The organism is Marinobacter sp. 1-3A, assembly GCF_016597775.1.
GTDB lineage: Bacteria > Pseudomonadota > Gammaproteobacteria > Pseudomonadales > Oleiphilaceae > Marinobacter > Marinobacter xiaoshiensis.
The window spans coordinates 293,965-307,113 of record NZ_VCGZ01000001.1 but is presented as its reverse complement, the minus strand read 5'-3'; the positions used below and the strand labels follow the sequence as shown (position 1 = coordinate 307,113).

At 53.3% G+C, this 13,149-nt stretch carries 14 protein-coding genes; 3 read left to right on the top strand and 11 right to left on the bottom strand.

Translation table 11 applies throughout. The features are described 5' to 3' along the window. The first annotated feature begins 245 nt into the window (after positions 1-245). Positions 246-1,244: a LysR family transcriptional regulator gene (locus FE848_RS01410; protein WP_200200949.1), complete on the top strand. Its 999-nt coding sequence runs from the start codon at positions 246-248 to the stop codon at positions 1,242-1,244. Here the strand turns inward: FE848_RS01410 and FE848_RS18840 are convergent, their stop codons facing one another. The 8 genes from FE848_RS18840 to FE848_RS01370 form a co-directional block, all read right to left on the bottom strand. After that, a complete protein-coding gene (locus FE848_RS18840) occupies positions 1,245-2,213 on the bottom strand; it encodes a GNAT family N-acetyltransferase (protein WP_200200948.1) in 969 nt (322 codons plus the stop codon). Positions 2,214-2,217: 4 nt separating this feature from the next. After that, positions 2,218-3,369 carry a cupin domain-containing protein gene (locus FE848_RS01400; RefSeq protein ID WP_200200947.1) on the bottom strand — a complete coding sequence of 384 codons (1,152 nt, stop codon included), beginning with the start codon at positions 3,367-3,369 and terminating at the stop codon, positions 2,218-2,220. Positions 3,370-3,386: 17 nt separating this feature from the next. Next, positions 3,387-4,754 (bottom strand): adenylosuccinate lyase, encoded by a 1,368-nt coding sequence (gene purB / locus FE848_RS01395; protein WP_200200946.1) that lies wholly within the window; start codon positions 4,752-4,754, stop codon positions 3,387-3,389. Positions 4,755-4,844: 90 nt separating this feature from the next. Next, positions 4,845-5,489 carry a high frequency lysogenization protein HflD gene (gene hflD / locus FE848_RS01390; RefSeq protein ID WP_200200945.1) on the bottom strand — a complete coding sequence of 215 codons (645 nt, stop codon included), beginning with the start codon at positions 5,487-5,489 and terminating at the stop codon, positions 4,845-4,847. Then, positions 5,486-6,670 (bottom strand): tRNA 2-thiouridine(34) synthase MnmA, encoded by a 1,185-nt coding sequence (gene mnmA / locus FE848_RS01385; protein ID WP_200200944.1) that lies wholly within the window; start codon positions 6,668-6,670, stop codon positions 5,486-5,488. The genes hflD and mnmA overlap by 4 nt, the downstream gene beginning before the upstream one ends. A 51-nt stretch (positions 6,671-6,721) precedes the next feature. Next, positions 6,722-7,171: an NUDIX hydrolase gene (locus FE848_RS01380; RefSeq protein ID WP_200200943.1), complete on the bottom strand. Its 450-nt coding sequence runs from the start codon at positions 7,169-7,171 to the stop codon at positions 6,722-6,724. Continuing rightward, positions 7,168-7,806, bottom strand: a complete 639-nt coding sequence (locus tag FE848_RS01375) for a pseudouridine synthase (protein ID WP_200200942.1) — start codon at positions 7,804-7,806, stop codon at positions 7,168-7,170. The genes FE848_RS01380 and FE848_RS01375 overlap by 4 nt, the downstream gene beginning before the upstream one ends. A gap of 171 nt (positions 7,807-7,977) precedes the next feature. Then, on the bottom strand, positions 7,978-8,271 hold the full coding sequence (locus FE848_RS01370) for a cold shock domain-containing protein (RefSeq protein ID WP_310965931.1): 294 nt from the start codon (positions 8,269-8,271) through the stop codon (positions 7,978-7,980). Between the two features lie 323 nt (positions 8,272-8,594). Here FE848_RS01370 and clpS point away from each other — a divergent pair, with 323 nt between their 5' ends. Both clpS and clpA read left to right on the top strand, forming a co-directional pair. Beyond that, positions 8,595-8,954 carry an ATP-dependent Clp protease adapter ClpS gene (clpS, locus tag FE848_RS01365; RefSeq protein ID WP_200201294.1) on the top strand — a complete coding sequence of 120 codons (360 nt, stop codon included), beginning with the start codon at positions 8,595-8,597 and terminating at the stop codon, positions 8,952-8,954. An 18-nt stretch (positions 8,955-8,972) separates the two neighbouring features. Next, positions 8,973-11,243 carry an ATP-dependent Clp protease ATP-binding subunit ClpA gene (gene clpA, locus FE848_RS01360; RefSeq protein WP_200200941.1) on the top strand — a complete coding sequence of 757 codons (2,271 nt, stop codon included), beginning with the start codon at positions 8,973-8,975 and terminating at the stop codon, positions 11,241-11,243. Between the two features lie 93 nt (positions 11,244-11,336). Here the strand turns inward: clpA and infA are convergent, their stop codons facing one another. From infA to aat, 3 genes are all read right to left on the bottom strand, one after another. After that, positions 11,337-11,555: a translation initiation factor IF-1 gene (infA, locus tag FE848_RS01355; RefSeq protein WP_096781506.1), complete on the bottom strand. Its 219-nt coding sequence runs from the start codon at positions 11,553-11,555 to the stop codon at positions 11,337-11,339. A gap of 151 nt (positions 11,556-11,706) precedes the next feature. Beyond that, positions 11,707-12,420 (bottom strand): arginyltransferase, encoded by a 714-nt coding sequence (locus FE848_RS01350; protein WP_200200940.1) that lies wholly within the window; start codon positions 12,418-12,420, stop codon positions 11,707-11,709. Further along, on the bottom strand, positions 12,421-13,134 hold the full coding sequence (gene aat, locus FE848_RS01345) for a leucyl/phenylalanyl-tRNA--protein transferase (RefSeq protein ID WP_200200939.1): 714 nt from the start codon (positions 13,132-13,134) through the stop codon (positions 12,421-12,423). Between the last annotated feature and the right edge of the window lie 15 nt (positions 13,135-13,149).

Here is a 13,149-nt window from a genome sequence, read left to right as displayed (position 1 = left end):
TGTTATCTAATGACTCCGGCTTTTGGGCAAGTCATGCCTGCGACAGAATTCTGACTCGATATACCGACACTTCCGGCAAGTGTCAGAAAGATTAGCAGAAATTTACCACTGAAACCGGAAACAAATGTGAAAGTTCGCTTTGTCTATTGATTCTGTGAATCATTGATTTGCTGTATATTAGGCTGATGAATAGGGTTTGCACAACTTGCCCGGTCAATAGAATTTGCGGTGCTCTGGAGTCGCTAATGAATCTTTCCCGTATTGATCTCAATTTGCTGGTTTATCTGGATGTACTACTGAGGGAACGGAATGTTACCAAAGCAGCAAACCATCTGGGCATCACCCAGCCCGCCATGAGCAACAGCTTGCGCCGTTTGCGGGATTTGTTCGGTGACCCTCTGCTGGTACGAACGAGCGAAGGCATGACCGCTACGGAGCGCGCGCAGGAATTGCAACCGTTGGTTAGAAGCATCCTTTCAGACATTGAGCAGGCGGTACAGGAAAAAACACCGTTTGCGGCGCTGGAAAGCCAGCGGGTGTTTCGCATCATGGCCAGTGACTATGCGGAATCCTGCCTGATGCCCAGAGTGTTGCGCCGAATTCGGCAGGAAGCGCCCCATGTGACGCTGGATGTTCTTACCCCAAGTGATGTGAGCTTTCTGGATGTGGAGCAGGGGCGCCTGGATATGGCGATTAACCGGTTCGACAAAATTCCCCAGTCGTTCCACCAGAAAACACTCTGGATTGAATACTTTGCCTGCCTGATGAACGCTCGGAACCCGATTTTGAAAGTGCCTTTCACACTGGATTCATACCTCGGGGCCAGCCATATTTGGGTCAGTAAAACCGGGTTTGGGGTGGGGGTGGGGGTAAACCCCAAGGACGTCCAGCGGCTTGGTTGGGTTGATGAGGCTTTGTCTCGTATGGGTAGCCAGCGTCAAATTTCGGTATTCACCCGGCATTATCAGTCGGCCATGCTTTTGGCCGAGCAGCATGATTTGATTGCCACGCTGCCATCCCGGGCAGCCTGGCTGCAAAAAGACAATGCTAATCTTGTGGTGAAAATTCCACCCTTTGAGATTCCGCCTTTTGAGCTGAAGATGGCCTGGAGCCCGCTGTTGCAGCACAACTCGGATCATCAGTGGTTACGAAGATTGATTTCAGACGTTGCCGAGGAGGTTGATGAGGAGTTTGCGCCCTTTGGCGCGCGCTTTGAGTCGGCAGACACACCTCTCGAGCTTTAGTCAGATCGGTAACTCCCGCAGTTCGAGAGAGCTGCGGCCAGCGTTCCACATGCGCTGGAAGTTTTCAGACAGCAACCTGACACGCCCGCTGTCTGCGAAGCTGGCGAACCCAAAAGGCCGGATAAAATCGTGTCGGTAAACCACGCCTTCGCGATCTGCAATAAGGAAAGGCTGGTCATCGTGGGGGTAGTCGCTGTTGATCAACCTGAGATCAATTCGGCTGGGCAGTCGTCGCATCAGTTCGACCAGTTGATGGCGGCGTTTTATCAAGGGTTCATCATCGTGAATCAACAGGCGGATTTCGCTCAGCCTGTGACGCCGGGCAAGGTCAGATATCAACTCCCGGAATCTGCCGCGGTCATATAGATCGTGATCCAGTATGCGATCGTACAGCCACAGTCGCTGGCTCGTTTGTCCTACCACCGAATCCATCAGTTCCAGCAGACTGCTTTCGCTTTCAAAAAGCCAGGACTGTGGGTCTTTGCCCAGTTGCAGAGGCGTAAGCCTTCCAGAGCCTGCTTGTGTTGCAAGCAGAGTCGGGGCCAGGCAGCGCATATCCAGATGAGGTATGCCGGCATCGTCGTATGGTTCGGAGCAGACATGGAAACCGGCCCGTTCATAAAATGCAAGGGCGTGCTGCTGGGCTGAGAGCTTTAGCTCCTGGTATTGCCCGGCAGATTCAGCGATCAGGTGCTGAAGCAGAGTCTCACCAATTCCCTGGCCACGGAACGCGGGTAGTATGGCCATACGTCCTATATGACCGGTTTCGCCCATAGTCGAAAACAGTCGGGCCACGCCAACCGGTGTATTGTCAGGAAGCACCGCGAGAAAATGATCGGCAATTTCGTCGGTGTCGTCCCATTCCAGTTCCGGTGGTACGTTCTGCTCTTCAACAAACACCTTTTGGCGAATGGCCCGGATATGCCCGGGGGCGAGTTGCCAGCTGTATTTTCGAATCCGAACAGTCATGGTATCACTCGAAATACACAGAGCCCTGATTATAGAGATTGGTCAGCAGGCCGAGCAGGGCCGGGTCACCGGTAAACTGCATCAGCGCACTCATGTCGATGCGCGCTGCGGCACACAACAAGGGAGCCAGGGGGCGCGCATCACCCTTGAGGAGAAACTGCTCGCCGTCTGCAAACAGGGCAGTTTCGTCACTTCCCTCATGGTACGCAAAACGGGAACCTTCGTTCCAGCGGAGTTGCTCTCCCGCCCGGATCGCTTCGGCGACGTCTTCGTCTGCAGCGGGCTCTTCCGCAGGCACCACCACATCCATGTTTTTGGGCGCAGTAGCATACTGGCCAAACCAAAGAGCCAGTTGGCGTTTGTCGTCCAATTTTTCCCTGAGCAGGCCTTGCAAGCGGTCGATAACGTTCGGTGCTATGGTGCCGGGGTTATCCTGAACCTGCAGGTCCGGGTCATTCATGTGGGCGTCAGCCCCCGGCTGGTTGCACAGAAAGTCAGTGAACCCGGTAAGCAAGTCGTCAACAGTGGGCGCGCGGAAGCCCACTGACAAAGTGATGCAATCATCTTCGGCTACGCCGTGATGACCTATGCCTGGCGGCAGGTACAGCATGTCGCCAGGCTCAAGGGTTACGGTCTCTTCGCCTTCCCAGCTGCTGAGTATGCGCAGGGGGGTGCCTTCAACCCGGGGTGAGGTCTGATCGCAGCGGCCACCGAAGGTCCAGCGGCGGTGCCCCTGTGCCTGCAGCAGGAATACATCATACTGATCGTAGTGAGGCCCTACGCTACCGCCTTTGGGCGCGTAGCTGGCCATAATGTCGTCCAGGCGCCAGTTAGGCACAAAACGAAAATGCTCGAGCAGATCTGCGATCTCCGGAACCCAGTGGTCCAGGCCCTGGACCAGCAGTGTCCAGTCCTGCGCAGGCAGTTTGCTGAAGTGGTCTTCCGGGAAGGGGCCGTTGTGCAACTGCCAGGGCTTGCCGTTATCGTTTTCGATAATGATGCGGGATTCTACGCCTTCCTCGCAGGCAAGGCCGGCGAGTTCGTTGGCGTCAACGGGGCATTGGAAGCCGGGAAATGCCTGGCGGATGACCAGAGGCCTTTTCTGCCAGTAGTCCCTCAGAAATTCCGAAGGCGAAAGTCCGCCAAGCATATCCATAGTGCGCTTCCTGGAAGTTAGATGTTGCGAGCCTGATCAACGGCATTGCCGATGTAGTTGTCAGGTGTCAGTGCCATCAGTTCTGCTTTGGCGCTGTCTGGCATCTCAAGGGTTTCCACAAAGTTCTGGATTACCTCTGGTGTCATGGCTTTGCCACGGGTCAGTGCTTTCAGTTTTTCGTAGGGCTTCTCGATGTTGTATCGGCGCATCACTGTCTGGATCGGCTCTGCAAGCACTTCCCATGCGTTGTCGAGGTCTTCATCAAGGCGCGCGGGATTGATCTCCAGCTTGCCTAGCCCTTTCAGGGTGGCTTCGTAGGCGATCAGGCTGTGGGCAAAACCGACACCCAGGTTGCGCAGTACGGTAGAGTCGGTCAGGTCGCGCTGCCAGCGTGAAATCGGCAACTTGGCAGACAAGTGGCCAAGTACCGCGTTAGCAATGCCGAGGTTGCCTTCGGAGTTTTCGAAATCAATGGGGTTAACCTTGTGGGGCATGGTAGAAGAGCCCACTTCGCCTTCAATGGTTTTCTGCTTGAAATAGCCCAGTGAAATATAGCCCCAGATATCCCGGTCGAGATCAATCACTATGGTATTGAAACGGGCAACGGCATCGTACAATTCGGCGATGTAGTCGTGGGGTTCAATCTGTGTAGTGTACGGGTTGAAGTCCAGGCCCAGGTTTTCAATAAAGGTTTTGGCATTGGCTGCCCAGTCCACCGCTGGGTAAGCAGAGATGTGAGCGTTGTAGTTGCCTACGGCGCCGTTAATCTTGCCCAGAATTTCAATATCGCCAATTTGTTTGATTTGCCGGCGCAAGCGGTACACCACGTTGGCGAACTCTTTGCCAACAGTAGTAGGTGATGCAGTCTGACCGTGTGTGCGGGACAGCATTGGCTGCTCAGCATGCTCTTTCGCCAGCTCGCTCAGCTTGTCGGCAACCCGGTTCATGGCAGGTAGCAGGCCACTGGCCAAGCCTTCGCGAAGCATCAGGGCGTGGGACAGGTTATTGATGTCTTCCGAGGTGCAGGCAAAGTGAACAAATTCGGTGACTGCGTGCAGTTCTGGTACGCCGGCAATTTGTTCTTTAATAAAATATTCAACGGCTTTCACATCGTGGTTCGTGGTGCGTTCAATCTCTTTGATGCGTTCGGCATTTTGCAGGTTGAAGTTGCTGACCATGCCGTCAAGAAAGGCGTTTGCCTCTGGGCTGAATGCTGGAACTTCGGTGATCTCCGGGTGCGCCGCCAATTGCTGAAGCCAGCGGATTTCTACTGTCACACGGTTTTTGATCAGGCCGTACTCGCTGAAAATATCACGAAAAACGCTGACTCGGCTGCCATAGCGTCCATCGACCGGGGAAATGGCGGTCAGGGCGTTGAGTTCCATTGAAAACCTCTCAAATAATCAAAGAATCGGTTCAGAAAAAAGGGATAGGCCATAATACACCAGCATGGCGGGTGAATCAGTGGCAACAGATCAGTTATCGAACGAGCGGTTCGCTTTCTCGGTGAGTTCTCGCGCATGTTGAATCACCTTGCGGCGTGACAAAACCAGTTGCCATCGACGTCCGCCGGATTGCCTCCACAGTACCGCTGATCGGATACCTGCCAGCAGAAGTGCCCGTACTTTGGCGGCATTCTCATCCCGCTGCAGGATTGAAGGGTTGCCGCTTACCTGAATACGCAGGCTGAAGGTGCTGATGGTGTCTGTGTAAATGGAGGCCAGGTTGCTGATCAGATTTGGGTGCACATAGCCAAAGTGGCTGGCGGTGTGCCTGGCTTGATCAATCCGGCTGCCAATCACTTCCAGCATATCTTTGTCGCGGTTGAGCTTGGATTCCAGGTGAATGAGGTTCAGTACGTAGCGCAGCACCTCAATATCTTGCTGCTTCTTTTGTTCGCCCATAACGGTAGATAGCGTCACCAACCCCTCACGTACATCGGCCAGTTCGCCGCCGTAAACATCGAGGGTGCTGGCGGGGTCGGTCGCAAACAGCGACCGCAGGCAGGTTTCCAGACTGTCTGTGTTGCAGGTGCCGTTATTAGCAATTTGCTGAACCAGGTTGGCAGCTTGGAATACGCCCGCCAATGCAAGGGTTTGGTCGTGGAGCGACCGGCTCATGGGTGTGAACCCTGTAAAAGCTGTGTGGGCACAATGCGGTCGGGCAGAGCTTCACCGTCACGCCAGGTTTCGGTTATTACCCCGCCTCCAAGACAAATGTCACCGTCATAGAAAACCACGGATTGCCCGGGTGTCACCGCTCTTTGGGCGTCATCAAAAACAACTTGAACACCACCATCAATAACCGTGACTTCACAGGCCTGATCCGGTTGGCGATAGCGAGTTTTCGCCATGCAGCGGAAAGTGCTTGCCGGGGGAGCACCTGCAACCCAGTCAATTGGGTCTGATAACAGGCCACGGGAGAAAAGAAGCGGGTGGTGCTTGCCTTGCACAGCAAGCAGTACATTGCGATTCAAATCTTTGCCGGCCACATACCAAGGCTCATCATTAAAATCGCTCAAGCCGCCAATACCAAGACCCTGGCGCTGGCCAATAGTGTGGTACATCAGGCCTTGGTGTCGGCCGATTGTTATACCATCCGGAGTTTCGATATCTCCCGGTTGTGCTGGCAAATACTGCTTTAGAAAGTCGGTAAATTTGCGCTCGCCAATGAAGCAGATACCGGTGGAATCTTTTTTGTCGTGGGTGATGAACCCTTGTTCCTCAGCTATGCGCCGCACCTCAGGTTTTTCCAGTTCACCCACAGGGAACAGGGTGCGGGCGATTCGGTCACCAGAAACGGCATGCAGGAAGTAGCTTTGGTCCTTGTTGCAGTCCAGGCCCTTCAGCAAATGGGCTTTGCCTGAGCCGTCTGGAAGCGGGCGCTGGCGGGTGTAGTGCCCGGTGGCAATATAGTCAGCACCCAGGGTGATGGCGTAGTCGAGAAATGCTCGAAACTTAACCTCTTTGTTGCAAAGGATATCCGGGTTAGGGGTGCGGCCTGCTTTGTATTCAGACAGGAAATGTTCGAAAACACGATCCCAGTATTCAGCGGCAAAACTCGCAGTATGGAGTTTGATTCCGATCGCATCGGCCACCGCTTGAGCATCGGCCAGATCGGTCATGGCGGTGCAGTATTCCGTCCCGTCGTCTTCGTCCCAGTTCTTCATGAACAGGCCTTCGACCTGATAGCCCTGATCCTTGAGCAACCAGGCGGCAACCGATGAGTCGACACCGCCGGACATGCCAACGATGACGTGGGTTTTCTCGAGGGGCTTGGCTTCGAATGATGGATTTGTCATGACAACTCTGCGCACCGGTGCAAAACGCGGTAGTTTATCATTTTGTGCCGGTTACGTCTGCGAGTCTGCAATGACATCCAGTGGAAAACAGCGACCTTTTCGGTAATCCTCTATGCTTTTGATTACCAGCGGGCTGCGAAGTTTGTCTCCCAGTTGCCGGATGTCCTCCAGCGATAGCCAGTGGGCCGCAATAATACCGGTGTCGAGCTCATCGGTTACCTGTTTGCGAGCCTTGCCAATAAAGCAGAAACGGTAGTAGGTCACTCCGTTAGCAGGTGCCTTATAGGTGTACAGTCCCAGGAAGTGCTCTGGCTCAATGTCCCAGCCGGTTTCTTCCAGTGCTTCCCGGCGCACCGCATCAAGAATTGCTTCATCTTCTTCAACATGGCCAGCCGGCTGATTGAATACCACCTTGCCGCTGCTGCGCTCTTCAACCATCAGGAAGCGGCCGTGAGCGTCTTCAACAACCACTGCGACGGTGGCGTGTGGAGTCCAGGTCATGAGCTTCGTCCTCTCCTTGGCGACGTGGCGGAACGTTTGTGTGTCGAGCGCTTCCCGGGGCGTGAGGGCGTAGGCAGATTGATGGGTATTTTCCGGTATTTTCCCGGCTCGAGCCCATCCAGCGTCCAATCACCAATACGATAGCGGATCAGTCGCAATGTTGGAAACCCGACAGCAGCGGTCATGCGCCGCACCTGTCTGTTGCGCCCTTCGGTTATGGTCAGCTCAAGCCAACTGGTAGGTATCGTATCGCGGCGGCGCACTGGTGGGGTTCTGGGCCAAATCTCAGGCTCCGATATTATTCGTGCTTTTGCTGGCCTGGTGGGGCCATCTTTGAGCATCATCCCTGCTGTTAGCTTGTCTAATGCGCTTGCAGAAAGGTTGCCCTCAACCTGAACCCAGTAGGTTTTAGGCATATTTTGCCCAGGTGATGCAATTCGATGCTGGAGGGCACCATCACTGGTTAGAAGTAAAAGCCCCTCAGAATCGTAGTCCAGTCGGCCGGCAGGGTAGATGTCCGGGATGCGAATCCAGTCGGCCAAGGTGGCTCGTGAGGTTTGCTCGTTACCCGCAGGCTCATCCGTAAACTGACAGAGAACCTGAAAGGGCTTGTTAAAGAGAATGAGGTCGGCCACAGAGGACTCTCCCGGGCAAGAAAATGAGATCAGGGGGAAAGGTTACGGAGAAAAAACAGAGTTTGAAAGCGCAAGACATGCAGAATGCCTTACGCACGGCCAGTCAGGAGCCCGCCGGAGTGCTCCGGCAGGAGAGGGCTCACTGGGTGTGCAGCTTGCCAGGTAGGTATTTCAGCCGTTCACAGCGCGTGAAGGGTAGTCTCCACTGTTATCCGCTGTGGTGTCCGTGGTGAGCCCCGTTGTGTCTGTGGCATTGGGCTGGTCGTCAGGCACTATATTGATGGCATGCACGCCCTTGTCGCTGGGCTTCTTCTCGAAACTGACAGCCTGGCCTGCTTTGAGTGTTTTATATCCGTCTATCTGGACGGATGAAAAGTGGGCAAACAGGTCGTCACTGCAACCATCCTCAATGATGAAACCGTACCCTTTGGCATTGTTGAACCACTTTACCTTGCCTCTTGGCATGATGAACTCCCCTGTTCTTTTACTGTCACTTGTTGTTGTTGGCTTTTAAAACCGGCTCAGAGTCTTTTTTGCCAGTTTCATCTATATGATGCTGTTACATGAACCGCTCATTTATTTACATTATTTAACACTGTGGGTTAACTGTCGACCAAACCCGGGGTCGAGTCAATAGCTTGTATTGCGGTATTGTGTGGTTGAACGCAGTCCGGAAGCGGTATCATGTTCGTATTGTTAATTATCTCACGCTCGAGTTTGGATCTGACTTGAAAACCCGAGGCCAGGCAACCACATTGATGAAGGACACCGATAACCGGTAAAGAATGATGCGGACTATCGAAAATTCTCTACTAGTATTAAACCAGCGGGAGGAAGAACTGCCAGGGCGTCATGATGAGCTCAGCGTTGCTCCCGAAAAGCCTGCACTGAAGCGTCCGGCACAATATAAGGTGATGCTTCTGAACGACGATTACACACCCATGGATTTTGTTGTGGATGTGTTGATGACCTTCTTCGGTATGAATGAAGAAAAGGCGACACAGGTGATGCTGCTCGTCCATACGCAGGGAAAGGCAGTATGCGGGGTTTATACCCGAGACATCGCGGAAACAAAGGCGGCACAGGTGAACCAGTATTCCTCTGAATGCGAACATCCGCTCCTTTGCGAGATTGAATGTGCAGACTGATAGACTTTGGGGTGGCCCATGCTGAGCAAAGATCTTGAAATTACGCTGAATTCGGCCTTTAAAAGTGCCCGCGACAAGCGCCACGAGTTCATGACCGTAGAGCATTTATTGTTGGCTCTGCTGGAGAATGAATCTGCAGTGGGTGTTCTCAAAGCCTGTGGTGCAGACCTCAAGCAGCTTCATGATGAGCTGGTTGAATTTGTGGATTCCACAACACCATTGATTCCAGGTAGCGATGACGAGCGCGAGACCCAGCCAACACTAGGGTTTCAGCGAGTATTGCAACGCGCCGTATTTCATGTGCAATCCTCTGGTAAAAAAGAGGTTACCGGTGCGAATGTTCTGGTCGCCATTTTCAGTGAGCAGGAAAGCCAGGCTGTGTATGTGCTCAAGAAACAGAGCGTTGCACGCATCGATGTCGTCAATTTTGTATCACACGGAATATCCCGTGTTCAGGGGGCTGAAGATCAGGATGGCACTGAGCAGGCCTCACTTGAGGATTCCGGCGAAGAGGGTGGGCAATCCAAGCCTCTGGAAACATACGCTACCAACCTGAATGAACAAGCTCGCCAAGGGCGGATTGATCCGTTGATCGGCCGCGAGCACGAGGTTGAGCGCGTGGTGCAGATTCTGGTGCGCCGTCGCAAGAATAACCCGTTGCTGGTGGGTGAGGCCGGTGTAGGCAAGACCGCTATCGCAGAAGGACTTGCCAAGCGCATCGTCGATGGCCAAGTACCGGATATCATTTCTGATGGTGTCGTGTATTCGCTGGATCTTGGTGCACTCTTGGCAGGAACCAAGTATCGCGGCGATTTCGAGAAACGTTTGAAAGCACTGCTGGCGGAGCTGAAGAAACAAAAGCACGCGATTTTGTTTATCGACGAAATCCACACGATCATCGGCGCTGGATCGGCGTCTGGTGGGGTGATGGACGCATCGAATCTGCTCAAGCCCATGCTGAGTTCGGGTGAAATTCGTTGTATTGGTTCCACCACGTATCAGGAATTCCGTGGCATTTTCGAGAAAGACAGTGCACTGGCCCGTCGCTTCCAGAAAATCGATGTGAATGAGCCAAGCGTTGAGGATACTTACCAGATTCTCAAAGGGCTCAAGTCGAATTTTGAAAAGCACCATGATCTTAAATATACAGATCAGGCACTGCGCGTTGCTGCAGAGTTGGCAGATCGTTACATCACGGATCGTCACCTGCCGGACAAGGCTATTGATGTGATTGATGAAGCGGGTGCGCGTCAGCGATTGATGTCAGAAGACAAACGCCAGAAGACCATCGATGTTGCAGAGATCGAAGAGGTGGTTGCCAAGATCGCCCGCATTCCGCCCAAAAACGTGTCCACCAGTGACAAGGATCTGCTGCGCAATCTGGAGCGTGATCTCAAGATGGTGGTGTTCGGGCAGGATCCAGCTATTGAATCACTGACCATGGCAATCAAGCTGGCTCGTGCCGGTTTGAAAGCACCAGAGAAACCACAGGGTTCCTTCCTGTTTGCCGGCCCGACAGGTGTTGGTAAAACAGAGGTAACCAAGCAGCTTGCAAAAGCCCTTGGGGTTGAGCTGGTTCGGTTTGATATGTCCGAGTATATGGAGCGTCATACGGTCTCTCGTCTGATTGGTGCTCCACCAGGCTATGTAGGCTATGACCAGGGTGGGCTGTTAACAGAAGCTGTTAATAAACATCCACACTGTGTTCTGTTGCTGGACGAAATCGAAAAGGCGCACCCTGAAGTCTTCAATCTGCTGCTGCAGGTTATGGATCACGGAACGTTGACCGATAATAATGGGCGCAAAGCAGATTTCCGCCACGTTATTCTCGTGATGACGACAAACGCCGGAGCGGAAAGCATGGCTCGCCGCTCGATGGGCTTTAGTGAGCAAGACCACAGCAGTGATGGCATGGAAATTATCGGCAAGACCTTCACGCCGGAATTCCGCAACCGTCTGGATAGCATTATCCAGTTTGGCGACTTGCAGAGGGATACCATTACCCACGTTGTGGACAAGTTCCTCACCGAGTTGCAGGCGCAGCTGGATGAAAAGCATGTGGTTCTGCATGTGGATGATGCGGCCAAGTTGTGGCTTGCAGATAAGGGTTATGACGTCACTATGGGTGCACGCCCCATGGCGCGGTTGATTCAGGACAAGATCAAGCGCCCACTTGCTGAGCAGATACTGTTCGGCAGGCTGTCCGAGAAGGGCGGGGATGTGTTTATCCACCTCAAGGATGATGAGCTGGTGTTCGACTATGAGGATGAGCCTGCAGAAGCCGTCTGAGACGGCTGGCAGGCCAGCCACACAAAGGCACTAACAAAAAACCGCTGCAGTGATGCAGCGGTTTTTTTGTGCTTCTTCGATGTCGCCGTTCTTTTAACGGGCGCGATACACAATCCGGCCTTTGCTCAGGTCGTAAGGTGTAAGTTCAACCTTGACCTTGTCGCCTGTCAGGATGCGGATGTAGTTTTTACGCATCTTGCCAGAGATGTGAGCAGTGACAACATGGCCGTTGCTCAATTCGACCCGGAACATAGTGTTTGGAAGGGTGTCAAGAATAACACCTTCCATTTCAACGACATCTGACTTCGCCATTCAGTAGAAACCTCTATTGGGAAAACTTTCCGTAATTTTAAATTGCGCAATTCTGCCTGATTTGTAGCCGTTTGGCAAAGTGCGTTCATGAATGCCGGCAAATAAAGGTGCTTATTACCGGTTTATATCGGTAATTACGTGCCGTGCGCTGCTATTCGGTTGTCAGGACACGCCACTGACCATCATGGAGCGCCTCCATGGGCTTGAACCGCGTTTTATAACTCATCTTGTTGCACTGTTTTATCCAGTATCCAAGATAAAGGTGAGGCTGTTTACGCCTTTTAGTCTCTTCAATTTGCCAGAGAACAGCAAAGGTGCCCAGACTGCGGCTCTCCTGAGTTGGATCGAATACGGTGTAGATTGCCGAGAGCCCATCATCAAGAACATCGATTGCTGCCAGAGCCACCAGTTCTCCGTCTTTACACATTTCAAGGAACCAGGAATCAGAGGTGCCTTCTAGCAGAAAGGAAATAAACTGTTCCCTGGAGGGTGGGTACATGTCACCGTCTTTGTGGCGAAGTTCGACATAGTTGGCATAGAGCCGATAGTAGCTTTCAGTGAAGGCGGCAGGCACCAGAGTGCATTCCAGGTCACTGTTTTTTTTCATGACCCGGCGCTGGTTGCGATCCGGCTGAAAGTGATTCACGTTCACTCGCACCGGGATGCATGCGTTGCATGCTTCACAGTGGGGGCGATAATAATGTGTGCCGCTGCGCCGAAAGCCCAGCGCGGTCAGTTGGCTGTAGAGCTTTTTGTCGATGTGGGCGCGCGGGTCAACAAACATGGTTGTCGCTTCGCGATCAGGAAGATAGCTGCAGTCGTGGGCTGGTGTTGCATAGAACACCAGAGTTCTCAGACTACTCATTTATGCCTCCGGCCGGTTCCACTGCCAGTCGAATGTCCAGTTGCTCTGGTTCGGTTTTTTTTCCGTATGCTCACTGATTATAGATAAGAACTCACTTCTGGGTAGGGTGCATGCGCCCATGCTGAGAAGGTGGGAGCTTTCTACCTGGCAGTCCATGATTCGATAGCCCCAATCTTGCAGTTGGTGAGCAAGGTGGACCATGAGTACTTTGGATGCATTGGTTTCCAGAGAGAACATGGATTCACCAAAAAAGCACTGCCCAATGGCTAACCCGTACATACCGCCGGCCAGTTCGCCTTTCTGGTTCCATACTTCGATGGAGTGGGCGACACCCTGGCGGTGCAGGGCTGAGTAACTTGCGATCATGTCATCGGTTATCCAGGTGCCTTCGCTGCGGGTGGATGCGCACAAGCGGATGATTCGGCTGAAGGCCTGATCTGCGGTGACGCTGAAGCGACGCTGATTGAGTGTTCTGCGTAGGCTTCGGGAGATGTGTATGTCTTCAGGGAAGAGCACGCAGCGGGGGTCTGGGGACCACCAGAGTATGGGTTGGTCGTCGCTGTACCAGGGGAAGATGCCGCTGCGGTAGGCGAGGATTAGCCGTTCTGTGGAGAGGTCACCACCCAGCGCGAGGAGGCCATCGGGGTCGTCGAGGGCTTCATCGGCTGAGGGGAACCACAGCTGGTCGGGGTCTAGCCAGGGCAGTGAAGTCATCCTGTCTTTTGCCGA